Consider the following 25,629-nt stretch of genomic DNA (forward strand, 5'->3'; position numbering starts at 1 on the left):
CTCACCACGTCCGCATCTCGCGGACTTGACCGGTCGGCTCCGGATAGCGCCTATTGCATCCGGGTCCGCTCGCTGGAGCGGTGGTGGTTTTTGATATGAATCCCCGGATCGATTTCGAGGCCACCGGTGCCGTGAACGATGCGCTCGCCGCGATCGGACGGACCGAGGACCTGCGCTTTTCGCCCGACAACCGCTTGCTTGCCGTCGCCGGATATGGACGCAGGCGATGCCTGATGCTGCGCATCGACATAGAGCCGACGGCCGGTGCACCGAGCATCGTTATCCGTGGCTTCGTGGAGCTCAGATCGGACAGCATGGGCGAGGTGCATGGCCTCGATTTCATCGACAACAGGACTTTTGTGGTCGCCAATCGCGATGGGCTGGTTGCCGTCTTCGCCCTGCCGCAAGGCGATCCGGCCGGACAAGGGCACGAAATCTCGCCACTTCGCGTGATCAAAGGCAGCCGATTTTGCAGATTGAGAACGCCCGGCTCGGTCGCCGTCAGGCGTGAGTCGCATGGCCGGCTCAGCCTGCTGGTCTGTAACAACTACACGCATCGGGTGACCCGCCATGTGATTCACCGGCGATGGGGATACCGCGCCCTGTGGAATCAGCTTCTCCTGGAGCAGGGCCTCGACATCCCGGACGGCATCGCGCTCAGCCATGACGGGCGGTGGGTCGCCGTCAGCAGCCACGGCACCAACGACGTGAAGATCTACGACATGTCGGCACCGCTTGGCGGTGAGACCCGGCCCGCCGGTGTCCTGGAAAATGCCAACTACCCGCACGGCCTGCGCTTCACGCAGGACGGCAGCCACATTCTTGTCGCCGACGCCGGCAGCCCGATGGTTCACGTCTATGCAAGCGACGAAGGCTGGAAGGGGCGCCGCACGCCGTCACGTTCGGTCGCCGTGCTCGACGACGAAAGCTTTCTGCGCGGCAGGGCCAGCGTCGAGGAGGGTGGGCCGAAGGGCCTGGACATAGACAAGTCGAACAGCGTCGTGGCGGTGACTTGTCAGGAACAGCCGCTGGCTTTCTACGGCCTGTCGTCGATCGTCGGTCGAAAGGCGGCGGAGCCCGAGTTCCGCGTTCTTTGACGTCCAGGATAAGCCTGTGATTTCGGCTCCATATTCTGGCGACGGCATGAGAATGACGGGGGCCGCGCGCAGCTCCATCAAATCTTGCCGGCGTGGGCGGCAAACGGATGACGTCCGCGCGGTTCGGCGATATCATGCTGCGTATAGGGAGTTTGGGGCCGACCAACCTAGCCTCTAGGAGGTTGCCATGAAGCACCAGACACTGGACCAGTTGCACGCCGTTGCCGAGGTCCGCACCGCCAAACCCGTCATGAGCCGAACCCAGCGCCTCGCACGTTGGGCGGAGCTTCTCGAACGTGAGCCAAACCGGCTCCTGACCGCGCTGATCGGCACCGAGTATCGTGCCCCGCGGGAACGCAATGTCATGCGGGGCGCCGGCTCGCCCATATCCGTCGCCCTGGAAGACCCCGTTCTGCACGACGAGGGTTTGAAGAACGACACCTACGGCGAAGCAAAACGCTTCTTCGAGCTGACCGACTATCAGCTGCACGAGATCGTCTGCTACTGCCATGTCGGCGATGTCATGCGGGCATCGAGAGCTGCGCTCTCGGTCCGTGCCGTGCTCGACTAGTCCGAGCCGACCGCCTATGCAAACGCTGGAGCGCGGCCGGAATCCCACGCCGATCGCGCTCCGTCAGGTGGCCGCTTACCAAACATTTGATTTTCAATCACTTCGATTCTTCCCCACTTAACGCGCCTTTAAACCGCCGCATCTACTCTGCAACCCGAGCGCCATCGGCATCGGGGACAGCAAGCACAGCGCAATGGCGAACCGCAGAGACAGTCGCATCGAACCGAGCTTCGAGGGCTCGCCGCGGGCGAAATCCTCCGACGGCTTTTCGGTCAGCGAGGAGGATCGCGTCGTGCCGGCAAATCGCAAATCCGCAGCGAAACGCAAATCCGCCAAGGCGAAATCGCGCGGCCGGGGGCGCGATCGCAGCCAGCGCGGGCTGTTTTCCGTCTTCGGCCGCCTGCTCTACTGGTGCTTCGTTTTCTGCATCTGGGGCGGCATCGCGGTGGCCGGCGTCGTCGTCTACTACGGCGCCAAGATGCCGGCGGCGACCACATGGTCGATCCCCGACCGCGCGCCCAACATCAAGATCGTCTCGGTCGACGGGCAACTCATCGCAAATCGCGGCATGAGCGGCGGCGAAGCCGTCGGCCTCAATGAAATGTCGCCCTATATTCCCGAGGCCGTCGTCGCCATCGAGGACCGGCGGTTCTATTCGCATTTCGGCATCGACCCGATCGGGCTGGCGCGCGCCATGGTCACCAACGTCCTTGGCGGTCATTTCTCGCAGGGCGGCTCGACGCTGACGCAGCAGCTGGCCAAGAACCTGTTCCTGACGCCGGATCGCACGCTGGAGCGCAAGGTGCAGGAAGTGCTGCTGGCGCTGTGGCTGGAGCACAAGCACAGCAAGGACCAGATCCTCGAAATGTATCTCAACCGGGTCTATTTCGGGTCCGGCGCCTATGGCGTGGAGGCCGCCTCGCGGCGGTATTTCGGCAAGAGCGCGCGCGATGTCACGCTTTCCGAGGCAGCGCTTCTGGCCGGTCTGCTCAAGGCGCCGTCGCGGCTTTCGCCGGCGCGCGATCCCAAGGCGGCGGAAGAACGCGCACAGCTCGTGCTCGCCGCCATGCGCGAGGAAGGCAAGATCGGCGACAAGGAATACAAAATGGCGCTGAGCGCGCCGGCGACGCGCTCGCCCTCCTACTGGACCGGTTCGGAGAATTACGTCGCCGACACGGTCATGGAGGAGCTTCCCGACCTGATCGGCGACGTGCGCGGCGACATCATCATCGACACCACCGTGGATCTGACGCTGCAGAAGCTCGCCGAGCAGTCGATCCGCCGGCTGATCGACGAGAGCGGCAAGAAGCTCAACGTCACCCAGGGCGCGTTGGTGTCGATCGATGATTCCGGCGCCGTTCGCGCCATGGTCGGCGGTTACGACTATTCGACCAGCCAGTTCGACCGCGCCTCGGAAGCGCGGCGCCAGCCGGGATCGGCCTTCAAGCCTTTCGTCTACATGGCGGCGCTGGAAGCAGGCCGCACACCGGACAGCGTGCGCAACGACGCCCCGATCAGAATAGGCAAATGGACGCCGGAGAATTATGGCGGCAAATATTATGGCAAGGTGACGCTGGCCACCGCACTGGCGAAGTCGCTGAACTCGGTGGCGGCGCAACTCACCATGGAGGTCGGCCCCGACGCCGTGGTTGAGGCCGCGCACCGCATGGGCATCCAATCCGACCTGCAGTCGAACACCTCGATCGCGCTCGGCACCTCGGAAGTGACGCCGCTGGAACTGACCGCCGCCTATGTGCCTTTCGCCAATGGCGGCTACAAGCCGGATATCCATTTCATCCAGCGCGTCACCACGGCTAGCGGCAAGGTGCTCTACGAGAACAATGGCGGCAGCGCGCCGCGCGTCCTCAAGGCCGACATCGTCGGCATGATGAACTCTATGATGACGGGCACGGTCGAAGTCGGCACCGCCAAGAAGGCGGCCTTCAACTGGCCCTCGGCCGGCAAGACCGGCACCAGCCAGAATTCACGCGACGCCTGGTTCGTCGGCTATACCGCCAACCTCACGACGGGTGTGTGGTTCGGCAATGACGACGGCAGCCCGATGAAGAAGGTGACCGGCGGCGCCTTGCCGGCGCAGGCCTGGCACGAATTCATGGTCGCCGCGCATGAAGGCTTGCCGGTCAGGCCGTTGCCCGGCACGTGGAAATCGACGCCGCCCGATACGGTCGTGCCGGACGAGATACCCTCGGCGGACAACTCGCAGCCGGCGCCCCCCGCGCCCGTCGGCCAGTCGAGCCCTGTCGCCCAGGCGCCCGCACGGCAGGCGCGTCCAGCCCAGACGGTCGATGCCGATGGCTTCGATATGCCGAGCGACGGCGGTACCACCGCCTCGGTCGGGCATCCGGTGCCGCCCGGCGATGTCGGCGGTCCGAAGAAAAGGCGCCAGACGTCGATCCTCGACATCCTCAGCGGCGGTTGAGCGGCAACTCGCCTCTCGCAATGGCTGGCGCCTTCGGCTACATGTCCGGCCGGAGATAACAGCCATGGCCGAAATCGACAGCAGAAAAACCATCGTGCTCACCGGCGCCAGCCGCGGCATCGGCCATGCGACGGTGAAACGCTTTTCACGCGAGGGCTGGCGCGTCATTACCTGCTCGCGACAGGCCTTTGCCGAGGACTGCCCATGGCCGGCCGGTCCCGAGGACCACATCAAGGTCGACCTTGCCGATCAGGAGGATGTCGGCATTGCCGTCTCGGAAATCCGCCACCGGCTGGAGGCGCATGGCGGGCAGTTGCACGCGCTGGTCAACAATGCCGGCATCTCGCCGAAGCTCAAGGACGGCGGCCGGATGAACTCGATCGAGACGCCGATGCATGTCTGGCGCGACGTCTTCCAGGTCAATTTCTTCGCGCCGATCATGCTGGCGAGAGGACTGTTCAAGGAACTCGCCGCCGCCAAGGGCTCAATCGTCAACGTCACCTCGATCGCCGGCACGCGCGTGCATCCATTTGCCGGCACGGCCTATGCGACGTCGAAGGCGGCGCTGGGTTCTCTGACGCGCGAGATGGCGCATGACTTCGGGCCGCACGGCATCCGCGTCAATGCGATCGCGCCGGGCGAGATCGACACGGCGATCCTGTCGCCCGGCACCGACAAGATCGTCGAGACGATCCCGCTGAGAAGGCTGGGCGCCACGTCGGAAGTGGCCGACATCATCTTTTTCCTGTGTTCGGGCCAGGCGTCCTACGTGACCGGCTCGGAGATCCACATCAACGGCGGCCAGCACGTGTGACTTCCATCTCAGCGACATCGCTTCCGTTATTCGTTCCCTGATCCGCTTGGTTTGTGTAGACGAGCGTCAGGCAGGCTGCGGCCTGATCTCGACAGCGGCGTCGTCCAGCCGAGCGGGTGACATGCCGGTAACCGCCTCGACGATGCCGCGTGCTATTTCGCGCTCGCCCATGATCACGGTGTCGGCGCCGAGAGCCTTGAGATGCTCGACCTCGGCATCGGAATGGGCGCGCGCAATGACGCTGATGCCGGGATTGGCCGCGCGCGCCCGCAGCACCACCTGTCCCGCCTCGAATGCGTTGGGGATGGCGAGGATCAGCCGTTTGGCGCCTTCCGGATTGGCGGCCGCGAAGACGTCCGCATTGGCGGCATTGCCGGCCACCGTTTCGACGCCCTCGGCCCTCAGCTTCGCCAGCGTCTTGTCGGCATCCTCGACGACCAGGAAGGGCAGGGCGGCTTGTTTCAGCGCGGCGCCCACGAGGCTGCCGACACGTCCATAGCCGATCAGGATGGAATGGCCGGTGAGTCCCGTCCGCGGCGGCGGACCATTTTCGCTTTCAGACACTGCCTCCGCCGAGGCCACCTGGCCGGGCTCGGTCGCCGGGCCGATCGGCCTTGATTCCTCGGGCTCTGCCGTTTTGCCGGCGCGCTTTTCCAGCCACGGCTTCATCCTGTCGACGATCAGGAACATCAGCGGGTTGAGCAGGATCGACAGGATGGCGCCGGCCAGAATGAGGTCGCGGCCCTGTTCGGGCAGAAGCTTCAGCCCGACGCCGAGTTCGGCCAGGATGAAGGAGAACTCGCCGATCTGGGCAAGGCTGGCCGAGATCATAAGCGCGGTCGCGACCGGATAGCGGAAGGCGATCACGATGACGAAAGCGGCGAGCGATTTGCCGATGAGGATGATGGCTAAAGTGGCCAGGATCGGCAGGCCGTTGCTGACCAGGCTGAATGGATCGAACAGCATGCCGACGGAAACGAAGAACAGCACGGAAAAGGCGTCACGCAGCGGCAGCGATTCCTCGGCCGCGCGGTGGCTGAGCTCGGACTCGCTCATGACCATGCCGGCGAAGAAGGCGCCCAGCGCCAGCGAGACGCCGAACAGCTTCGCCGCGCCGAAGGCGACGCCGAGCGCGATGGCAAGCACCGCGAGCCGGAACAGCTCGCGTGAGCCGGTATGGGCGACATAGTGGAGGATCCAGGGGATGACCCTGCGGCCTACGACCAGCATGACGACGACGAAGGCGACGACCTTGGCCAGCGTTATGCCGACCACGCCCCATATGCCGTGGCTGGCGGGCAGCGAAAGCAGGCTCGCATGGTCGTCGGCTTGCGGCTGGCCGCCAAGCACGCCGGCGAGCGCCGGCAAAAGCACCAGCGCCAGCACCATGGCCAGATCCTCGACGATCAGCCAGCCGACCGCGATGCGGCCGCGCTCGGTCTCGGTCAGCCGCCGCTCCTGCATGGCGCGCAGCAGCACGACGGTCGAGGCGACGGAGAGCGCGAGGCCGAAGACAAGGCCGGCGCCGAGCGACCAGCCAAGCAGCCAGGCGAGGCCGACGCCGAGCAGCGTAGCAAAGCCGATCTGCACGACGGCGCCGGGCACGGCGATTGCGCGGACCGACAAAAGATCCTTCAGCGAGAAATGCAGGCCGACGCCGAACATCAGCAGGATGACGCCGATCTCGGCGAGCTCGTTGGCAAGGCTGGCGTCGGCGACGAAGCCCGGCGTGTTCGGCCCGACCAGCACGCCGGCCACCAGATAGCCGACCAGCGGCGGGATGCGGAATCGGTTGGCCAATGCTCCGAAAACGGAGGCAAGCCCCAAACCGGCGACGATGGTGGCGATCAGGGGCGTGTCATGCGGCATTGTCTATGGAGCGCCTTTCGAGAATTCACGATGTCGATAAGCGCCGCCCGAGGGCCGCCGCCCCTTCGCAATATGGTCGGGGGAGGGGCGGGGACGCAACCACCGCTAGACGGAATTCGGCGCCGCGATCGGACGCCGGATGAGAAAATCAGAGCGAGCCGCCATCAGGGGGCCACGGCATCAATCCCGTGCACTGTGCGTTCCTGCGTGCCGCTCAGGCCGCTTTGAGCAGATTCTCGATGTCGAAGACGGTATGATTGGTCAGCGTCTTGGGGATTTCGGCCTGCACTTTTTCGCTGACTTCCTTGTGCAGCTTCTGCCGCATCTCGCCGAGCACCTGCGGCGGCGCGATCAGCACGAGCTGGTCGAACTCACCCCGATGCGCAAGCTTGTAGAGCCGGTCGGCAATATCGCTTGCGAAACGTTCCTTGCCGAGGCGATGCCAGTCGGTCTCTTCGATCGCGCTGCGTGGTCCTTCGGCATATCGGCCCGGTTTATCGGTGCCTTGCTCCCTGGTGGCGGGATTTTCCTGCTCCATCTCCTGAACCACCTCGAGGTTCGGAAACTTGCTGTCGCCTTCATTGCGGAGGAAAAGCGCCTTTTCGCCGTCGGCCACGACCACCCAGAGACCGCGTTTAAGCTTGATGTTCATGATTTTCCTCCTTGCCTTGAGCACAAATGGAGCCCGCGAGCGCGGCTCGACCGACGGGATGGATCGTTAGCGAAACGTGCCGCCGAGCATGATAGTTCCGGATGAACCAACGACTGGAGGATGTGCTGCAGGCGGCAGCGACCTCACCCACCAGCAAGACCGCGTCTTAATCTACTAAGTTAGTAGAATTTAGAAAAAACCGTTTTGCCGTGTCGGCTGCACGGCGCTAAAAACTGTGCCGGATCAATAGCTCTCGGAGAGGTGCCTGACCACCTCAAGCTCCGGCGTAGAATTTTTTTCTCCTGCCTTCCGCGGCTGCGAAAAAGCGATTGCCTGCCATCAAGGGATGCGCGAGTGCTTGCCTTCTGGTTTTTCCCAGGCCCGCATAAAACTGCCAGACTGTTCTCGTACTGTTTATCGCCATGTCGCCAGCCAATGCCAAGCTCAACGCCTTCCCCGTTTTCCTGCGGGTCGACGGCGAAGCCGTGGCCATCGTCGGCAACGGCGAGGAGGCACTGGCCAAGGCCAGGCTGCTTGCTCAGTCAAACGCGACGCTGCGCATCACTGCGGACAATGCCGATCCCGAGCTTCGGAATTTCATTGCAACCACCGGCGCTGTCCACGTCGATGTCGCCTACGATGCCGCGCACCTCGAGGACGCGGCCATGGTGTTTGCCGCCAGCGGCGACGAGGCGCTCGACCGCCGCGTGGTGGAAGACGCCCGCCGGCTGGGCATTCCGGTCAACGCCGTCGACCGGCCTGAGCTCTGCGATTTCTTCACACCGGCGCTGGTCAACCGCGCGCCGGTCGCCATCGCCATCGGCACCGAGGGCGCCGGCCCTGTGCTGGCGCAGCTGCTGCGGGTGCGCATCGATCGCATGCTGTCGCCGTCGCTTGGCCGGCTGGCGGCCTTGGCGTCGTCGTTTCGCACTGCTGCCGAGCGGCTGCCGAAAGGCAATCGCCGCCGCCGGTTCTGGAGCGATTTCTTCGCCGGCCTCCCGGCCAAGGCGGTTGAAGCCGGAGAGTTCGCCAGGGCGCACGGTGCTGCGCTCGAACTTCTGACTTCGGACGCGCCGACCGCAGGTCACATCGCTCTGGTCGGCGCCGGCCCGGGCGCGGAGGATCTTTTGACGCTGCGCGCCCACCGCCTGCTGATGGAGGCCGACGCGATCGTCTACGACGCGCTGGTGCCGGAAGCGATCGTCACCATGGGGCGCCGGGATGCCGAGCGCTTGCCTGTCGGCAAGCGCAAGGGCTGCCATTCCAAGAGCCAGGAAGAAATCAACGCTCTGCTCGTCGAGCTTGGCCGCGCCGGCAAGCGCGTGGTGCGGCTGAAATCAGGCGATCCGCTTGTGTTCGGGCGGGCGGGCGAGGAAATGGCAGCACTTCGCGAGGCCGGCATCGCCTATGAGGTGGTTCCGGGCGTGACCGCCGCCTTCGCCGCGGCCGCCGATTTCGAATTGCCGCTGACGCTGCGCGGCGTGACGTCCTCGATGGTGTTCACCACCGGGCATGACCTCAAGGGCAACTCACTGCCCGATTGGGCAAAGCTTGCCATTTCGGGCGCCACCGTCGCCGTCTATATGGGCCGCTCGGTCGCAGCCGAAGTCGCCAGCCGGCTGATCGAAGCCGGGCTGTCGCCCGATACTGCCGTCGCCGTGGTGGAGAATGCCAGCCTTGGCAATCGCCGCCGCTTCCACGGCACGCTCGCCGACCTGCCGTCGCTGGAAGCGCGCGCCGATCTTACCGGTCCGGTCATGACCATCATCGGCGACGCGGTCGCCGGCGCCAATTTCGAACAATCCGAGCCGCTTGCGGCGCACACGCGTGAAGATACGGCCGGCGTAGCAGCCGAAGGAGTTGAGCAATGAAGGTTCTGACCGCGAACAGGCTCTCGGACGGTATCGCCGTCTGGTACGCCGATGGCGGCTGGGCGGAGACCGTCACTCATGCCGACATCGCCCATGACAAGGCGGCGGAGGATCGGCTCGAGGCCATCGGCGCCGCGGCCGCTGCCAACAACGAAGTCGTCGACGTCAACCTGATCGATGTGACCGTGATCAACGGCGTGGTCGAGCCGGTGCGGCTGCGCGAGAAGATCCGCGCCGCGGGCCCCAGCATCCGCACCGACATCGGCAAGCAGGCGAGCCCGGCTCCGGCACGGGCGGCATAGAACACAAGAAAGCGGGCGGACGCGCCCTGAAAGACGAAGCATGTACCGTTACGACGAGTTCGACCACGATTTCGTAAAGGCCCGCGTCGCCGAGTTCAGCGACCAGGTGCAGCGCCGGCTTGCCGGCGAGATCACCGAGGACCAGTTCCGGCCGCTCCGGCTGATGAATGGCGTCTATTTGCAGCTGCACGCCTATATGCTGCGTATCGCCGTGCCCTACGGCACGCTGAACAGCAGGCAATTGCGCATGCTCGGCCACATCGCCCGCAAATACGACAAGGGCTACGGCCACTTCACCACGCGCCAGAACATCCAGTTCAACTGGCCGGCGCTGTCCGACATCCCGGCGATCCTTGCTGATCTGGCGAGCGTCGAGATGCATGCCATCCAGACCAGCGGTAACTGCATCCGCAACGTCACCGCGGACCATTTCGCCGGCGCGGCCGCCGACGAGGTTGCCGATCCGCGTCCCTATGCGGAGATCCTGCGCCAGTGGTCGTCGGTGCATCCGGAGTTCTCGTACCTGCCGCGCAAGTTCAAGATCGCGGTGACCGGCGCCGAGCGTGATCGCGCCGCCATTCAGACGCACGACATCGGGCTGCATCTGAAGAAGAACGCGGCCGGCGAGCTGGGCTTTGCCGTCTATGTCGGTGGCGGCCAGGGCCGCACGCCGATGGTCGCCAAGAAGATCCGCGACTTCCTGCCGGAAGCCGAGCTGTTGTCCTACTGCACGGCGATCCTGCGCGTTTACAACCTCTATGGCCGCCGCGATAACAAGTACAAGGCGCGTATCAAGATCCTCGTCCACGAGACCGGGGTCGAGGAGATCACCCGCCAGATCGAGGCCGAATGGCAGGAGTTGAAGGACGCGGAGCTGAAGCTGCCGGACGCCGACATCCAGGCGATCAATGCCTATTTCGCGCCGCCGGCATTGCCCGACCGGCCGGAAGGCGACGCGCAGGTAAAGCAGGCGCGGCTCGATTCCAAGAGTTTTTCGGAGTGGCTCGACCAGAATGTGATAACGCATCGCCATCCCGACTATGCGGCGGTGACGATCTCGCTCAAGGGCATCGGCGAGGTGCCCGGCGACGCCTCCGACAGCCAGATGGAGGCGGTTGCCGACATCGCCGAGAAATACGCCTTCGACGAGCTGCGCGTCAGCCACGAGCAGAACCTGATCCTGCCGCATGTGGCGCGCGCCGACCTCAAGGCCGTCTATGACGCCCTGGTCGAGATCGACTTGGCGACCGCCAATTCCAACCTGATCAGCGATATCATCTCCTGCCCCGGCCTCGATTATTGCGCGCTTGCCACGGCGCGTTCGATTCCGGTCGCGCAGGAAATCTCGCGCCGCTTCGCCTCGCTGGAGCGGCAACGCGAGATCGGTGAGCTGAAGCTGAAGATTTCCGGCTGCATCAACGCCTGCGGCCACCATCATGTCGGCCATATCGGCATTCTCGGCGTGGAGAAGAAGGGCTCCGAGCTCTATCAGGTCACGCTTGGCGGCTCGGCCGACGAGAACACGTCGGTCGGCGAGATCATCGGCCGCGGTTTCTCTTCGGAAGAAATCACCGATGCCATCGAGCAGATCGTCGACACCTATCTCGGCCTTCGGCTCAATCCCAGTGAACGTTTTATCGACGCCTACCGCCGTGTCGGTCCCGCGCCGTTCAAGGAGGCGCTCTATGCTGGCGAAACCAAGGCCGCTTGACCGGATCGGCGGCGTCGAGGCCGGCGTCGCCGCGGAAGCGGCGGGGCTCGACGCGCTGCTCGGCCATCTGAAGCCGATCGAGATCATCGAGCGCTCGGCGCGTGAATTCTTCCGCGGCGAGGTTGCCGCCGTGTCGTCCTTCGGCGCCGATTCGGCAGTCCTCCTGCACATGATTGCCGAGATCGACCGCTCGCTGCCGGTGATCTTTCTCGACACCGGCAAGCATTTCGAGGAGACGCTGGGCTACCGCGACGCGCTGGTCGCCGATTTCGGCCTGACCGATGTCAGAGTGATCAAGCCGAACGAAGCGGCGCTCGAACGCGTCGATCCGACCGGCCGGCTGCATGAGACCGCTACCGACGCGTGCTGCAACCTGCGCAAGGTTGAGCCGCTGGCGCGTGGCGTCGAGCCGTTCCGCGCCTGGTTCACCGGTCGCAAGCGCTTCCAGGCTTCGACGCGCGCGGCACTCCCGGTCTTCGAGGCCGTCGGCTCGCGCATCCGCATCAATCCGCTCGCGCATTGGACGACATCCGACCAGGCCGACTACATGCGCGCGCATGCGCTGCGCGAAAACCCGCTGGTCGCCTATGGCTATCTGTCGATCGGCTGCTTCCCCTGCACGCAGCCGGTACAGCCAGGCGAGGATGCGCGCAGCGGCCGCTGGGCGGGGCACGCCAAGACCGAGTGCGGCATCCATCTGTCGGGGCTGGAGAAGTCGCTGACCGACGCATCACTTTAAGGACAGCCGCTACTCAGGTGAGGCCGGCCTGCAAATGGCGGGTTCCTGCGCTTTCGGAGCTCGCGTAGTTGAAGTACGCTCCGCTCCCGTTCTCGAAAGCCACCATTTTCGACTCCGGGCCGACCTGAACAGCGACATATCCTTTCATTCTTAGGGCATTAGGATCTTAGGGCATTAGGAATTTTGATGACTGAGCCGACCAAATCGGAAACGCGCCTCTGGACCCCGAACGGTTTCCGCGAGGACGAATGGACCCATGCCGAGAGCGCCGAAGCGCTTGCCGGCAATGGCCGCTTCATCCTCCCGTTGCAGGCCTTTCTCGGGCTCGATGACGATATCCGCAGGTCGGCCAAGGAGCGCCTCGGCGTGCTCCTGCTCCCCGGCGACGAGCTCGACAAGATCGTCGGCCTGCTCGACCAGCTGTCGCTGGTGGCGCTTGCCTTCCCGGCCTTCAACGACGGCCGCTCCTTCTCCAAGGGCGAATTGCTGCGCACCCGGCATAACTTCAAAGGCGCGGTCCGCGCCACGGGCCAGGTGCTGGTCGATCAATTGCCGCATATGCTGCGGCTCGGCTTCGACGAGTTCGAGGTCTCCAATCCGGTGCTGTTGAAGCGGCTAGAGGAAGGCCGCACAGGCGGCTTGCCGGTCTATTACCAGCCGGCGGTAGAGCCGGAAGCCAAGGGCCCGAAATATTCCTGGCGGCGCAAACGCCCGGGCTGACGCCGTCCCGCCCTGACCGCCGAAGGCACCGGTCCGATAAAAAACCAAGCGAGCCTGCAGCTTTGGTCTGACCAAGCATCTTGTTTTCGAGGTCCGCGCGGAGCTGGTCTGGTTGCATACGCCTCGTTGAAAACAATCTGGTCAGACCAGTTCTGCGAATTTCACTTCCCCTTTTGCGGCCTTGCCCTTAGGATACGGTGATTATTTCGCGCCCCGAAATAAACCGCCGGCAAGGGAGGAAAACGGCATGGCAGGCAAGAAGATACTGATGCTCGTTGGCGAGTTCAGCGAAGAGTACGAGATTTTCGTTTTTGAACAGGCGATGCATGCGGTCGGTCACACCGTCCATGTCGTCTGCCCGGACAAGAAGGCCGGCGACGTGCTCAAGACCTCGCTGCACGACTTCGAGGGCCATCAGACCTATACGGAAAAGCTCGGCCACGACTATATCCTCAACGAGACATTCGCCGAGGTGAATCCCGCCGATTACGACGCGGTCTACGCTGCGGGCGGACGCGGGCCGGAATATATTCGCATCGACAAGCGCGTGCAGGCGCTGGTCAGGCATTTCCACGACACCGGCAAGCCGATCTTCACCATCTGCCACGGCGTCCAAATCCTGATCGCGGTCGACGGCGTGGTGCGCGGCAGGGAGGTGGCGGCGCTGCAGTATTGCGAGCCCGAAGTGACGCTTGCCGGGGGCACCTATATCGACGTGTCGCCGACCGGCGCGCATGTCGACGGCAATCTGGTTTCGGCAAAGGGATGGCCCGGCCTTGCGGCGTTCATGCGGGAGTGCCTCAAGGTGCTTGGCACAGAGATCCGCCATGGCGAGGCGCTGATGCGCGACGAGCGCAGAGCCGCATAGCTCCTCAGCGCCTTACGCTGTGGAACTGGGAAAGGGCGGTCTGCGGCTAGTGCTGCCGCTGGCCGCCCACCTTGTCCGCTTCGGCGCCGTCCAGGCGGTCGAGCAGATCCGTGAACTGCTTTGGCACTTCTTTTTCCAGGCGAAATGCCGGCAGCGTGCGCAGAAGGCGCTTGGTCGCTTCGGTGCCAACCTGTCGCCTGATATCGTCGGCGAGCTTGGCGCGCCTTTCGCCGATGTTGCCCTTCATGGTCCCAAAATCCTGTGTCGGCTTCGAAACTCTCGCAGCCCGGCAATGGTTCCCGCATAGGCCCTTAGTGGCAAGCAAAGCCGTCCGGTACGGTAAAATTTGAATTAATTTGGAGCGATCGTGGAAGGGCCGTCATCGGCGCTTGCCCCTTGATTTTTGGCCCCTAAACCTCGATATCGGGCGCAAATCCAAACCAATCCGAATGACGGGAAACGGCGATGAGCGACCAGGCAAAAGACGAACGCGCGCCCGAGGAAATCGAAGTCAACCAGGCTTCCGAGGTCCGGGCTTCCGGCGAACGTGCGGAAGGCGGCGTCGACGGCGACTATGAGGCGCTTGTGCGGTTGCTGAAGGAAAACGAGGAACTGAAGGACCGGGCGCTTCGGATAGCTGCCGAAATGGAGAATCTGCGGCGCCGTACCGCGCGTGATGTACATGACGCGCGCACCTACGCTGTGGCCAATTTCGCGCGCGACATGCTGTCGGTGTCGGACAATTTGCGCCGCGCGCTGGACGCCATTCCGACCGAGGCCAAGGCCTCCGGCGATGCCGGCTTCAAGGCGCTGATCGAGGGCGTCGACCTCACCGAGCGCGCCATGCTGGCGGCGCTGGAGCGGCATGGGGTGAAGAAGCTTGCGCCCGAAGGCGAGAAGTTCGACCCGAACTTCCATCAGGCGATGTTCGAAGTGCCCAACCCCGACGTTCCGGCCGGGACCGTGGTCCAGGTCGTGCAACCCGGCTATTCGATCGGCGAGCGCGTGTTGAGGCCGGCGATGGTCGGCGTCTCCAAGGGCGGCCCAAAGGCGGCCGCCGCCGAAGCGCCGGTCGAGCCGGGTCCGGTGAACGAGCAGGCCGAGAAGGATGCGTGAAGGGAGCCAATAGCGAATAGGGAATAGCGAATAGGGAAGGACGGTACCAACCGCACCGCTTCGTGATATTCACTGTGCACTGACTATTCGCCAATCACTATTCGCTCGCCCATGAATCCCATCGAGCTGCTCGACTATGCCGGCGTCGCCGTCTTCGCGGCGACCGGCGCGCTTGCCGCGTCACGCAAAGAGCTCGATATCATCGGCTTCCTGTTTCTGGCCAGCATCACCGGCATCGGTGGCGGAACGCTACGCGACGTCATTCTCAACCTGCCGGTGTTCTGGGTCGCCAACAGCGGCTATGTGCTGATCTGCGCCGTGATGGCGGTGCTTGTCTTCTTCAGCGCCCATCGTGTGGAATCCCGCTACAAGCTGCTGCTCTGGCTCGATGCGATCGGGCTTGCCGCCTTTGCGGTGATGGGGGCTGCAAAGGGCCTGGCGATCACCGGCTCGCCGGTCGTGTCGGTCATCACCGGGGTGCTCACCGCGACCTTCGGCGGCATATTGCGCGACCTGATCGCAGGCGAGCCTTCCGTGCTGCTCAGGCCCGAAATCTATGTCACGGCGGCGCTTGCGGGCGCAGCGCTCTTCACGTTTGGCGATCTCGTTGGCATGTCGGCCCTGCCATCCAGCCTGCTCGGCTTTGCGGCGGCCTTCCTGGTGCGGGGCGGGGCGCTCAAGTTCGGCTGGTCGTTCCCGGCCTATAAGAGCCGGCCGGGGCGAAGGCCGGAGGATATTCCGTGATAGCAAACAACGAATAGCGAATAGAGAGTAGCGAATGGGCTGTTGTAATCAGCCTACTATCGCTACTTCCTCCGCTATTCGCTATTCGCCAGACTCACGCCGCGAAACGTTGGCCTTCGCCGCCATAGTAGTTGACGTAGCGGGCGCCGATCTCCTTGACCGGCATGACAACGAAAATGTCGACGGTGGAGAATTCGTGGTCGATGACGCAGCCGTCGCCGATGCGGGCGCCGACACGCAGATAGCCTTTGACGAGCGGCGGCATGGCGGCGATCGCGGCCTTGGCATTGACCGCCTCGATCGGCATCAAGTCCATCGAGCAGTAGCGGCCGGCCACCGCCCGGACATCCCAGGCCTGGTCGGTGCGGCAGTGATGGGCGAGGTAGGTAAGCGCCTCCGCATGCGCCGCCGGCACGGTGCCGTGGAAGGAGGCGCAGCCGGTCATCACGCCGATGCCATAGTGGTTGATATAGGCCCAGATGCCTTGCCAGAGCGCCTCGATGGTGCGCTTGGAGCGATATTCCGGCAGCACGCAGGAGCGCCCGAGCTCCAGGAAGCGTTGGCCCGGATGGCGCGCCACCAGCTTGGTCAGCTCGAACTCGCCCTCGGAGTAGAAGCCGCCCGCCGCGGTGGCGATCTCCTGCCGCAGCAGGCGATACGTGCCGACGATACGGCGGTGCTCTGGGCCGGGAAGCGAGGTGTCGAAAACCAGGAGATGATCGCAGAGCGGGTCGAAGCGGTCGGCATCGCGCCGATCCTGCGCCTGGAACAAATCCTTCCTCGCGCCGAGCTCGTCATAGAATACCCGATAACGCACTTCCTGGGCGGCGGCGATCTCGGCCCCGTTGCGGGCGAGCCGCACTTCCAGGTTGCCGATGCGGCCCAGCGGTGCGCCGCTTGCGAAAGCGTCGGCGGCACGCGCGCCGAGAAGGGCGCTGGCGTTCGGCCGAGTATCGCATTCAGGCATGACTGTATGCACGAGTGATTCTCCTTCGAGCCATCCCTCTTGGCACGGGGATACGGTGTAGGTGCAACAGGATTGTGACAGTACCGTGATACGGCGATCCCGGCAATACTTCGCCGGCTGGGCAATACCCTCAACCGGCTATCTTATGGCTGCGAAAGCCAAGCAATCCAAGGCGTTCGGGAAAGTCTAAAAAATTCGTTACGCCGCTGCCTGGCTCTCGACGGCCTGGACGAGCGCATCGGGGTGGAGAGGCTTGGTGACGAAGCCGCTGGCGCCGTGGGCCAAAACCGTGTGGCGCGTCTTTTCCTGGCTGTCGGCCGAAAGCACCATGATCGGGATCGGCGGGACGGCAAGCGCTTCCTCATGGCGGCGGATGGCGGCGATCGCGTCCAGCCCGTCCATCACCGGCATGTGGAGATCCATCAGCACGACATCGAAACGATGCTTGAGGCCGGCGTCGGTGACGGCTTCGACCGCGGCCTTGCCATTGCTGACGATCTTGACGCGATGTCCAGCCTTGAGCAGCGTGGCGCGGGCAAGCATCGCGTTGATGTCATTGTCCTCCGCGATCAGCACGGACAGGCCCTTGTCGCGGCGACGGACGGACGCGGTGCCGCGCGGTTCCGACCGCGGCTCGGCGGGTGCCGGCACATGGCTGGTCAACAGCACGCGCAGCAGCGTTTCGCCGCGCACCGGCCGGGCGAGGAACGTCGCGTAGCCGTTGGCGCGGAATTCGCCAAGCATGCCGCGATCGGCGGGTGCGATCAGGGTGATGGCCTGGCAGTCGACAAAACCGCTCTGACGCAGCCGCTTGAGCAGGCGGCCGTCGCTGTTCTCGAGCGCGGCGTCGACCAGAAGCACGTTGCAGCCGGCGGCGAAGGCAATGGCCTGGTCCGGCGTGGCCGCGATCTCAACGGCACCGCCATGCGCGCGGATGGTGCGAGCGATGGCATCGGCCTCGACGGCATTCTTGGACACGATCACCGCGCATCGGCCCGAGAGGATGTCCCGGCGATACTGTGGCGGTTGGGTTGCCGCGGTCGCCGGAATGTCGAAGACGAATTCGGATCCCTCGCCTAGCCGGCTCGAAACCGAGATCGTGCCGCCCATGGCGATCACCAGGCGCTTGGAGATGGCGAGGCCGAGACCGGCGCCGCCGTGCACCCTGGTCGAAGTACCGTCGGATTGCTCGAATTCCTCGAAGATGCGCTCCATATCCTCTTCGCGCAGCCCCGGACCGGTGTCGGCGATGGTGAAGCGGATGCGGTCGGTGCTCTCGGTGCTGGCGCGCGCGACGGTAAGCAGCACGCCGCCTGTGTCGGTGAACTTGACGGCATTGCCGATGAGGTTGAGCAGCACCTGGCGCACGCGACCGGGGTCGGCGGTGATCATCTGCGGCACGTCGGGTTCGACGTGACAGCCGAGGCCGATAGTCTTGGAGAAGGCCTTCGCGGCCAGCAACTCGATGATGTTGTCGGCGATCTCACGCAGTGATGTCGGCTGCGGCTCGGGATCGAAGCGGCCGGCCTCGATCTTGGAGTAGTCGAGCAGATCCTCGATCATCGCCAGCAGCGAGCTTGCGGAAGTCGAGACGGCGCCGACATAGGTACGCTGCTCGGGCGACAGGTCGGTGTCGGCAAGCAGCTTCGCCATGCCCATGATGCCATTCATCGGCGTGCGGATCTCGTGGCTGACGGTGGCAAGGAAGCGCGACTTGGCCTGGCTGGCGTATTCGGCCCGCTCGCGGGCGGTGATCAGCGACGATTCGGCGCGCTTGCGGGCGGTGATGTCACGGGCGATCGCCCGGTGCGAAACAGCACCGGTGTCCCTGTCCCGCACCGAGAGCTCGATCCAGGAGAACCAGCGCGGCCCGTTCGGCGTGCGGATGGCGACATCGGTGGAGCTCAGGCATTCATGATCCGAAAAGGCGGCCTCGGGCACGACGCCGACGTCGATGCCGAGCTCGGAAAGCGTCTTGCCTGCGAGGTCGCGCTGATCGATCTCGACGAGCGAGGCGAACACCTTGTTGGCGTAGACGATGTGGCCGTCGCGGTCGCGATGGACAACGAGGTCGCCGAGCGCATCGATCAGACCGCGAAAACGCTCTTCGCTCTCCTGCATCTCCCACATGCGATCGGCGAGGGTCTCGATCTCGGCGCGGCTACGGGCGGCCGTCTCGTCGAGAAGTGCGGCGGTGCGCCGCTCGGCGCGCTGGTTGCGCAGATGCATCATCAGGCCGCCCAGACCCGTCGCCAGGAGGCCTATGGTGATGAAGATCGGCGCTCCGGTGAGATGCGCCAGCCCGGCCAGGACGACTATGGCGACGATCGTCAGGAACGGCAGGCCTTCATGACTGTCCGCTTGCAATGCGGGGACCAGCGGCGGCGCGACAAGCACCTGCCGCTTCGGCGCGTCAGGACCCAGTCCGTCGTCGCCTGCGGCTTTGCTGTCCTGTCTGAAGTCGGAGTCCGCGAGCATGCGGAAAACCCTGCCAGACAGAGATTATGGAAGATTGCGGCGGATCGTTCGAATTTTAATCGTCCGTGCCGATAACCGGCAGTTTTTGCCTGATTTTGGGCAGTTCGGACAGGAAATCGCCGAACGCTATTCCTGGGATTGCCCTACAGATCGACTACCACGCGGCCTCTGATCCTGCCCTCGACGATGTCGCGCGCGGCGCCGATGATGCCGTCGAAGCCGATCGACCGCGACAGGGTCGACAGTTTCTTGAGGTCGAGGTCGGCGCCAATGCGGCGCCACGCCTCGAGGCGGACCGCTTTCGGCGCCATGACGGAATCGATGCCGAGCAGCGAGACGCCGCGCAGGATGAAGGGGGCGACGCTCGTCAGAAGGTCCATGCCGCCGGCCAGGCCGCACGCGGCGATCGCGCCACCATAGGACGTCATCGACAGCACGTTGGCCAGCGTATGGGTGCCGACCGAGTCGACGCCGCCGGCCCAGCGTTCCTTGGCCAGCGGCTTGGCCGGCTGGCTGAGCTCGTCGCGTGAGATCACCTCAGCCGCGCCGAGGTTGATCAGATAGGGGCTTTCGGCATTGCGCCCGGTCGAGGCGATCACATGGTAGCCGAGAGTGGAGAGGATCGAGATGGCGACCGAGCCGACGCCGCCGGCGGCCCCCGTCACCACCACCGGTCCGCGATCCGGCACGATGCCATGCCGCTCCAGCGCCATCACGGCGAGCATTGCCGTATAGCCGGCGGTGCCGACTGCCATCGCATCATGCGGGCTCATGCCGTCGGGCAGCGGCACCAGCCAGTCGCCCTTGACGCGGGCGCGGGCGGCAAAGGCGCCGTAATGCGTCTCGCCGACGCCCCAGCCATTGAGGATGACCTTGTCGCCCTTGCGCCAGTCGGGGTGCGAAGATTCGATGACAGTGCCGGCGAAATCGATGCCGGGCACCAGCGGCCAGCGGCGCACGACCGGGGCCTTGCCGGTGATGGCCAGCCCATCCTTGTAATTCACCGTCGTCGCCTCGACGGCGACGGTGACATCGCCTTCCATCAGGTCAGCTTCGGTGAGGTCGACGATCCCGACCGACTGCTTCTTCTCGGCGTCGCGCGAAACGAGGATGGCTTTGAAGGTATCGGACACTTTGGTCTCCTCGTTTTGTTTGAAACAAATTTGCGGCGGTGGCCGCGCCAGGTCAATTGCCTGGATCCTGGGACCTGGTTTCCCGCCGCCAGCCGATCAGCTCGTCGAAGACGACCAGCGCGGCGCCGACGGAAATGAAGGCGTCGGCAAAGTTGAACACCGCGAAGGACCAGACCGGCGTGTGGAAAAGAATATAGTCGATCACGTGGCCGTAGACCGCGCGGTCGATCAGATTGCCGAGCGCGCCGCCGACGATCAGGGCGAAGCCGATCCGGGCAAGGACGTGACCGGCGGGCGTGCGCACCGCCAGATAGAGCACGAAGGCGACGACGAGCGCGGCGATGGCCACCAGGCCGGTGTCGCCGAAGGACGAGAACATCGAGAAGGCGATGCCGGTGTTGTAGGTGCGAAACAGCGCCAGGAAAGGCAGAAGATCCACCTTTTCCTGGAAGGCGAGGCCGTTTTCCACCAGCTGTTTTATCCACTGGTCGAGTGCGATAGCGAGCACGACCAGCAGGGCGTAAGGGGACCAGGATTTCACGTTTTCGCAGCCCTCATCGCGAGTCGGCAGTGGGGTCGAGCTTCAACGCGCCACGCCGGATTTCGAACAGCATGACGCCGGTAGCAACCGCCAGATTGAGAGAATCGGCGCGTCCGGCCTGCGGGATCCTGAGCAGCCGGTCGCAACTGTGCGCAAGGCTGTCGGGCAGGCCCTGCTGCTCGTTGCCCATCAAAAGCAGCACCGGGCCTCTCGAAAAGTCGACCGACCGGTAGTCGACCGCGCCCTTCAGATGCGTTCCGGCGACGAGGCCCGGAAAGTCGCGCCGCCAGGCCAGAAAAGCCTGCTCCGTCGCCTTCGCGACCGGCACGGCAAAGATCGAGCCCATGGTGGCGCGCACGGTTTCCAGCGAAAACGGATCGGTGGTGTCGCCAACCAGGATGACGCCCTTGGCGCCGACGGCGTCGACGGTGCGGATGACCGTGCCGAGATTGCCGGGATCGCGAACGCGGTCGAGCGCGACCCAGACGTCGCCGTCCGTGGCGCGGATATCCTTCAGCGGCAGCGTCTGCTGGACGAAGACGCCGACGACCATTTGCGGGTTTTCCCGGCGGGTGATTGCCGCCAGCACCTTTTCCGAGACTTCGAGCACGGTGCCGCCGGCGGCGACAGTGCGCGCCGCGACCTTTTCTATCGCCGCGTTGCCGCGCCCGGCCTTGGCGAAGACGAGCGTCCTGATCGACCAGCCGAGGTCGAGTGCGTCGATGACCAGCTTCAGGCCTTCCGCCATGAAGGCGTTCTGCTGGTCGCGGAACTTCTTCAGCGCCAGCGCCTTGATGTCCTTGACCAGCGGATTGGCGAGGCTGGTGACTTCCTTGACCTGCCCGACGGGCCGGGCGCCATCATGCGGGACCATTCAAGCCACCCAGCGCGAGAACAGCGACGTCGACAGCGCGCGGCCGGCGGATTTCTCGCGGATGATCAGCTCGCCGGATTCGACCGTGCCGCCTATGCCGGCGAAGGCGTCCCGCATCAAGGCATGGATGGCGAAGAAGGAGGCGCGGATCGAATAGGCGGTCAGCACCACGGCGATCGGCTTCGGCGTCAGGATCGAGCGGCAGAGATCGGTGAGCCCCGGCAGATCCTCGAACAATTGCCAGACTTCCCCCTTGGGACCGCGGCCATAGGCGGGCGGGTCGAAGAGCACGATGTCATAGTGGCTGCCACGGCGCTCCTCACGCTCGGCGAACTTAACCGCGTCCTCGACGATCCAGCGGATCGGCTTGTCGGAGAGGCCGGCTCTCTCCTGGTTCTCGCGCGCCCATCCGATCGCCTTCTTCGAGGCGTCGACATGAGTGACCAATGCGCCGGCGCGCGCCGCCACCAGCGAGGCAAGGCCTGTGTAACCGAAGAGGTTCAGCACCTTGATCGGTCGCTTTGCCGCGGCGATCAGGCCGGCCATGTGGTCCCAATGCGAGGCTTGTTCGGGAAAGACGCCGACATGGCGGAATGAGGTGAAGCGGCCGAGATAGTCGATGCCGTCATGCTTCATCGGCCAGGTTTCGCCGAGCGGCGTTTTTGGAAAACGCCAGCGGCCGATGCCTTCCTCGTCGGTGTCGCCGGTGAAGATGGCGTCGGCGCGCTGCCATTCCTTGGCGGGAAGCGCCCGCTGCCAGATAGCCTGGCCTTCGGGGCGCACGATGCGGTAGGGCCCGTACTGCTCCAGTTTTTCGCCGGCGCCGCTGTCCAGCAGAGCATAGTCGGCATTCGGCGCGACCTCGAGGATCAGCGGCAGGCGCTCGGCGGGCAACGGGCCTTCGCGGCGTGCAAGAGGGCGCTGCGCTGGTTTTGCTTCCTGACGATGATGCGGCTCCGACCTCTCCGCCGAAGCCGCCTCCCGCAGCCGCGACTGGCTGGGGGGATTCGCCGGCTGGCGCGGACGGTTGTCGCGGTTTCGGTCGCGAAAGGACTTCAAGAACAATCTCCGGAACGGCACGCCGCTTTTGGCATAGGCCCTTGACCTTCGCAACCGCATGGTCCGGCGCTGTTCTGTCGCGATGCGATGGACCTCGCCCGAAGAAACGGGCAAGTCTCCGGTCATGTCCCGTTCCGAACGCCTGCTCGACCTGATCCAGATTCTGCGCCGCCACCGCCGGCCGGCCAGCGGCCGCACGCTTGCGGAGGAAATGGGCGTGTCGTCCGCACGCTCTATCGCGACATCGCGACGCTGCAGGGGCAGGGCGCGCCGATCGAAGGCGAGGCGGGGCTGGGCTATGTGCTGAAGCCCGGCTTCATGCTGCCGCCGCTGATGTTCACCGACGAGGAGATCGAGGCGATCGTGCTCGGCTCGCGCTGGGTGGCGAAACAGCCGGACAAGCGGCTGGCCGCGGCGGCGGCGGATGCGTTCTCCAAGATCGCGGCGGTCTTGCCGGACGATCTGCGTGACGATCTCGACGCCACGACGCTGCTGGTCGGGCCGAATTCAGCGAGCGGCGAGGCGATCGATCTCGGCATCGTCAGGCAGGCGATCCGCAGCGAGCGCAAGCTCGGCTTCCTCTACCGCGACGCCGGCGGCGCGGCCTCTGAGCGCATGGTCTGGCCGTTCGCGCTCGGCTTCTTCGACAAGGTGCGGGTGATGGTGGCGTGGTGCGAGCTGCGCCAGGATTTCCGGCATTTCCGCGCCGACCGCATGGCCGATCTCACAGCCACCGAGATCCGCTATCCGCGCCGCCGCCAGGCGATGCTCAAGGAATGGCGAGCGACGCTCGATGAATCGGCCCTGAAAACGGCGCAGGAGCCTACTGGCTGATCGCTGCTGCCAGAATCTGACAGTGGGATGATCTAGCTTGGCCAAGGTTCAAACACCTTGGAGACCGACATGACCACGCCCAATTTCGTCATCCTCTATGTCGACAGCCCCGAGAAGAGCGGCGCGTTCTACGCCTCGCTGCTCGGGCGCCAGCCAGTAGAGGCCTCGCCCACCTTCGCCATGTTCGTCCTCGACAACGGCTTCAAGCTCGGCTTGTGGTCGCGTCACACGGTTGAACCGGCGGCCGCCGCCGCGGGCGGGGGCGGCGAGCTCGTGCTTGCGATGGAGAATGCGGCCGCGGTCGACGCCACGCATGCGGACTGGGCGGAACGGGGGCTGAGAATGCTACAGGCACCTACCGACATGGATTTCGGACGCACCTTCGTCGCGCTCGATCCCGACGGTCATCGGCTGCGTGTCTATTGGCCGAACGAGGCAGCAGGGCAGTAGGGCGGTAGGGGTGTGAGCTTCCTGATTGCTGACTTCCCTATCTCTTACTGGCTTGTGCTGAGCGCCTTGTAGACGGCGATGCCGGCGGCGAGATCTTCAAGCGCTGCGCCGACGGACTTGAACAGCGTGATCTCGCTCTCTCTTTGCCGGCCCTGTTTCTCGCCACGCGCCAGTTCGTGCAGGTCGGCGATGACCGCTTCCGGCTTCAGGACACCGGAAGCCAATGGCTGCACGATGTCGCCGGCCTCCTTGGTGGCGCCGGCGCGGGTATCGACATAGACGCGGGCGCGGGAAATGGCATCGTCGTCGCTCTCGCGCATCTGCGGCGTGAAGCCGCCGACCAGGTCGACATGGGCGCCCGGCTTCAACAGCGCGCCCTTGATCAGCGGCGCGGTCGTGATCGTCGCCGACGAGACGATGTCGGCCTCGCCAAGCTCGGTTTCGAGGTCTCCTGCCACGCTTGCTGGAAAGCCTTCGGCGTGCAGCGCCGCCGCGACCTTTTCGGCATTGGCCGGCGTGCGGTTCCAGATGCGGATCGACTTAACGGGCCTCACCGCCGAATGCGCCTTGGCGAGGAAGGGTGACAGCGCGCCGGCGCCGATCACTAAGAGCCGCGAGGCGTCCTCGCGGGCGAGATAGGATGCGGCGAGCGCCGAGGCGCAGGCGGTCCGCCATTGCGTCAGCCGCTGGCCGTCGATCATGGCCTGGGGTTCGCCGGTCACGCCGTCGAGCAGCAGATAGAGGCCCATCACCGCCGGCTTGCCGATGGCGTTGTTGTCCGGCGAGACGGTGACGATCTTGACGCCGATATGGCCGCCGGCCGAGGTGCCGGCGGCGTCGAAGTCGGTCCAGGCCGGCATCAACAAAAGCGTCGAGGCGGCGCCGTCCGGCCGCTCGATCGCGTGATGGTGGCGCACCGGCTGCACGGCGCCTTCGCGGAAGGCGGTGCGCAGTGTCTCGACCAGACCTGAAAAGGTCAGCGCGCGGTCGACCTCGGCGGCCGAAATAGTCAGCATGGAAAGCTCCGTAAGGCGCTGTTTAGTTCGTCGGCTTCGGCAGCGCCGGTCCTTTCGGCGCAGCGGGTGCGCGGCTCACTGCCTGGCGCAAGTTCTCGGCCTCCAGCCCGCGCTGGCGCGCGAGCTTGCGGTAGCGGCCCTGCTTCACCCAGGTCGCCATGCTACCGACGATCATGCCGATGGCCAAAGCCAGGAACAGGAAGATGAAGAGCGGCAAGTTCAGCGTCAGCGCCGGATTGCCAGGATGGAACGGGTCGAGCGTGAAGGCGACGAGGCCGCGATTGGCGACGGCAAGCGCGATCAGGATGACGGCCAGCGGCACGAAGACCACGACGAGCATGACGCGATTGAACATCAAATCTCCTGGAGGTGGCTTAAGCGCCGAAACGTCGTTTCCCGACCTGCCGGCGCAGCGCCTATTTGCCGCCGTTCAACCTTTCGCGCAACTCCTTGCCGGTCTTGAAGAACGGCACCCACTTCTCCTCGACCTCGACGGATTCGCCGGTGCGGGGGTTGCGGCCGGTGCGGGCAGGACGGTTTTTCACCGAAAAGGCACCGAAACCGCGCAACTCGACCCTGTTGCCTTCGGCGAGCGCGTCGGTGATCTCGTCAAAGATCGCGCCGACGATGTTTTCAACGTCGCGGAGGAAAAGATGGGGATTGCGCGCGGCAATGATCTGCACAAGCTCGGACTTGATCATGAACGTTCCCCGTAAACCACTGCGGTCAAATATCAGGATGATTTTATTGCTTTATTTGGCTC

General features: G+C 64.7%; 25 protein-coding genes and 1 pseudogene. 14 read left to right on the plus strand and 12 right to left on the minus strand.

Annotation, left to right across the window (positions count from 1 at the left end; all coding sequences use genetic code 11):
• The first annotated feature begins 53 nt into the window (after positions 1–53).
• The 4 genes from CK221_RS18245 (at position 54) to CK221_RS18260 (ending at position 4,922) form a co-directional block, all read left to right on the plus strand.
• The gene (locus CK221_RS18245) at positions 54–1,097 is read left to right on the plus strand and encodes a beta-propeller fold lactonase family protein (protein ID WP_245430673.1); all 1,044 of its coding nucleotides are present in this window, start codon (positions 54–56) and stop codon (positions 1,095–1,097) included.
• Positions 1,098–1,284: 187 nt separating this feature from the next.
• On the plus strand, positions 1,285–1,668 hold the full coding sequence (locus CK221_RS18250) for a hypothetical protein (RefSeq protein ID WP_067004095.1): 384 nt from the start codon (positions 1,285–1,287) through the stop codon (positions 1,666–1,668).
• 193 nt (positions 1,669–1,861) lie between these two features.
• Positions 1,862–4,108, plus strand: coding sequence for a transglycosylase domain-containing protein (locus CK221_RS18255; RefSeq protein WP_095778718.1), 2,247 nt, complete (start codon positions 1,862–1,864; stop codon positions 4,106–4,108).
• Between the two features lie 64 nt (positions 4,109–4,172).
• Positions 4,173–4,922 (plus strand): SDR family oxidoreductase, encoded by a 750-nt coding sequence (locus tag CK221_RS18260; protein WP_067004093.1) that lies wholly within the window; start codon positions 4,173–4,175, stop codon positions 4,920–4,922.
• A gap of 66 nt (positions 4,923–4,988) precedes the next feature.
• Here the strand turns inward: CK221_RS18260 and ybaL are convergent, their stop codons facing one another.
• Both ybaL and CK221_RS18270 read right to left on the minus strand, forming a co-directional pair.
• Positions 4,989–6,791: a YbaL family putative K(+) efflux transporter gene (ybaL, locus tag CK221_RS18265; RefSeq protein ID WP_245430674.1), complete on the minus strand. Its 1,803-nt coding sequence runs from the start codon at positions 6,789–6,791 to the stop codon at positions 4,989–4,991.
• 214 nt (positions 6,792–7,005) lie between these two features.
• The gene (locus tag CK221_RS18270; protein WP_164747059.1) at positions 7,006–7,446 is read right to left on the minus strand and encodes a host attachment family protein; all 441 of its coding nucleotides are present in this window, start codon (positions 7,444–7,446) and stop codon (positions 7,006–7,008) included.
• A gap of 419 nt (positions 7,447–7,865) precedes the next feature.
• Between CK221_RS18270 and cysG the strand changes: the two genes are divergently transcribed.
• The 6 genes from cysG to CK221_RS18300 all read left to right on the plus strand — a co-directional run bounded on the left by cysG (position 7,866) and on the right by CK221_RS18300 (position 13,654).
• Entirely contained in the window at positions 7,866–9,314 is a 1,449-nt protein-coding gene (gene cysG, locus CK221_RS18275; protein WP_095778719.1) for a siroheme synthase CysG, read from the plus strand.
• The gene (locus CK221_RS18280) at positions 9,311–9,616 is read left to right on the plus strand and encodes a DUF2849 domain-containing protein (RefSeq protein WP_095778720.1); all 306 of its coding nucleotides are present in this window, start codon (positions 9,311–9,313) and stop codon (positions 9,614–9,616) included. Before cysG ends, CK221_RS18280 begins: the two co-directional genes overlap by 4 nt.
• Before the next feature lie 40 nt (positions 9,617–9,656).
• Complete coding sequence (locus CK221_RS18285) at positions 9,657–11,327, plus strand: nitrite/sulfite reductase (protein WP_095778721.1); 1,671 nt, start codon at positions 9,657–9,659, stop codon at positions 11,325–11,327.
• Positions 11,302–12,066 carry a phosphoadenylyl-sulfate reductase gene (locus CK221_RS18290; protein ID WP_067004081.1) on the plus strand — a complete coding sequence of 255 codons (765 nt, stop codon included), beginning with the start codon at positions 11,302–11,304 and terminating at the stop codon, positions 12,064–12,066. The genes CK221_RS18285 and CK221_RS18290 overlap by 26 nt, the downstream gene beginning before the upstream one ends.
• A gap of 186 nt (positions 12,067–12,252) precedes the next feature.
• Entirely contained in the window at positions 12,253–12,786 is a 534-nt protein-coding gene (locus CK221_RS18295) for a DUF934 domain-containing protein (protein ID WP_067318908.1), read from the plus strand.
• Between the two features lie 247 nt (positions 12,787–13,033).
• The gene (locus CK221_RS18300; RefSeq protein ID WP_095778722.1) at positions 13,034–13,654 is read left to right on the plus strand and encodes a DJ-1/PfpI family protein; all 621 of its coding nucleotides are present in this window, start codon (positions 13,034–13,036) and stop codon (positions 13,652–13,654) included.
• 46 nt (positions 13,655–13,700) lie between these two features.
• Here CK221_RS18300 and CK221_RS18305 read toward each other — a convergent pair whose 3' ends face one another.
• A complete protein-coding gene (locus CK221_RS18305; protein WP_095778723.1) occupies positions 13,701–13,901 on the minus strand; it encodes a hypothetical protein in 201 nt (66 codons plus the stop codon).
• A 218-nt stretch (positions 13,902–14,119) separates the two neighbouring features.
• Here CK221_RS18305 and grpE point away from each other — a divergent pair, with 218 nt between their 5' ends.
• Both grpE and CK221_RS18315 read left to right on the plus strand, forming a co-directional pair.
• Entirely contained in the window at positions 14,120–14,770 is a 651-nt protein-coding gene (gene grpE / locus CK221_RS18310; RefSeq protein ID WP_095778724.1) for a nucleotide exchange factor GrpE, read from the plus strand.
• A 111-nt stretch (positions 14,771–14,881) separates the two neighbouring features.
• Positions 14,882–15,514: a trimeric intracellular cation channel family protein gene (locus CK221_RS18315; RefSeq protein ID WP_095778725.1), complete on the plus strand. Its 633-nt coding sequence runs from the start codon at positions 14,882–14,884 to the stop codon at positions 15,512–15,514.
• Between the two features lie 94 nt (positions 15,515–15,608).
• Here CK221_RS18315 and CK221_RS18320 read toward each other — a convergent pair whose 3' ends face one another.
• From CK221_RS18320 to CK221_RS18345, 6 genes are all read right to left on the minus strand, one after another.
• Positions 15,609–16,493, minus strand: coding sequence for a GNAT family N-acetyltransferase (locus CK221_RS18320; RefSeq protein WP_082953625.1), 885 nt, complete (start codon positions 16,491–16,493; stop codon positions 15,609–15,611).
• Positions 16,494–16,679: 186 nt separating this feature from the next.
• Positions 16,680–18,959 carry a PAS domain-containing sensor histidine kinase gene (locus CK221_RS18325; RefSeq protein ID WP_095778726.1) on the minus strand — a complete coding sequence of 760 codons (2,280 nt, stop codon included), beginning with the start codon at positions 18,957–18,959 and terminating at the stop codon, positions 16,680–16,682.
• 143 nt (positions 18,960–19,102) lie between these two features.
• Positions 19,103–20,092, minus strand: a complete 990-nt coding sequence (locus CK221_RS18330; RefSeq protein WP_095778727.1) for an MDR family oxidoreductase — start codon at positions 20,090–20,092, stop codon at positions 19,103–19,105.
• 52 nt (positions 20,093–20,144) lie between these two features.
• Positions 20,145–20,633 (minus strand): signal peptidase II, encoded by a 489-nt coding sequence (lspA, locus tag CK221_RS18335; RefSeq protein WP_067318893.1) that lies wholly within the window; start codon positions 20,631–20,633, stop codon positions 20,145–20,147.
• Between the two features lie 13 nt (positions 20,634–20,646).
• Positions 20,647–21,507 (minus strand): RNA methyltransferase, encoded by an 861-nt coding sequence (locus CK221_RS18340; RefSeq protein ID WP_095778728.1) that lies wholly within the window; start codon positions 21,505–21,507, stop codon positions 20,647–20,649.
• A complete protein-coding gene (locus CK221_RS18345) occupies positions 21,508–22,566 on the minus strand; it encodes a class I SAM-dependent rRNA methyltransferase (RefSeq protein WP_095778729.1) in 1,059 nt (352 codons plus the stop codon).
• 124 nt (positions 22,567–22,690) lie between these two features.
• Between CK221_RS18345 and CK221_RS18350 the strand changes: the two are divergent.
• Positions 22,691–23,400: pseudogene (locus tag CK221_RS18350) on the plus strand (YafY family protein).
• A 69-nt stretch (positions 23,401–23,469) separates the two neighbouring features.
• Positions 23,470–23,850 (plus strand): VOC family protein, encoded by a 381-nt coding sequence (locus tag CK221_RS18355; protein ID WP_067319618.1) that lies wholly within the window; start codon positions 23,470–23,472, stop codon positions 23,848–23,850.
• 44 nt (positions 23,851–23,894) lie between these two features.
• On the opposite strand, the gene CK221_RS18360 is transcribed toward CK221_RS18355, so the two are convergent.
• The 3 genes from CK221_RS18360 to CK221_RS18370 form a co-directional block, all read right to left on the minus strand.
• The gene (locus CK221_RS18360) at positions 23,895–24,866 is read right to left on the minus strand and encodes an ornithine cyclodeaminase family protein (protein WP_095778730.1); all 972 of its coding nucleotides are present in this window, start codon (positions 24,864–24,866) and stop codon (positions 23,895–23,897) included.
• A 22-nt stretch (positions 24,867–24,888) separates the two neighbouring features.
• Positions 24,889–25,221: a DUF1049 domain-containing protein gene (locus CK221_RS18365; protein ID WP_095778731.1), complete on the minus strand. Its 333-nt coding sequence runs from the start codon at positions 25,219–25,221 to the stop codon at positions 24,889–24,891.
• Positions 25,222–25,282: 61 nt separating this feature from the next.
• On the minus strand, positions 25,283–25,567 hold the full coding sequence (locus CK221_RS18370) for an integration host factor subunit beta (protein WP_027165368.1): 285 nt from the start codon (positions 25,565–25,567) through the stop codon (positions 25,283–25,285).
• Between the last annotated feature and the right edge of the window lie 62 nt (positions 25,568–25,629).

Source organism: Mesorhizobium sp. WSM3868 (genome assembly GCF_002294785.1).
Taxonomy (GTDB): Bacteria; Pseudomonadota; Alphaproteobacteria; order Rhizobiales; family Rhizobiaceae; genus Mesorhizobium.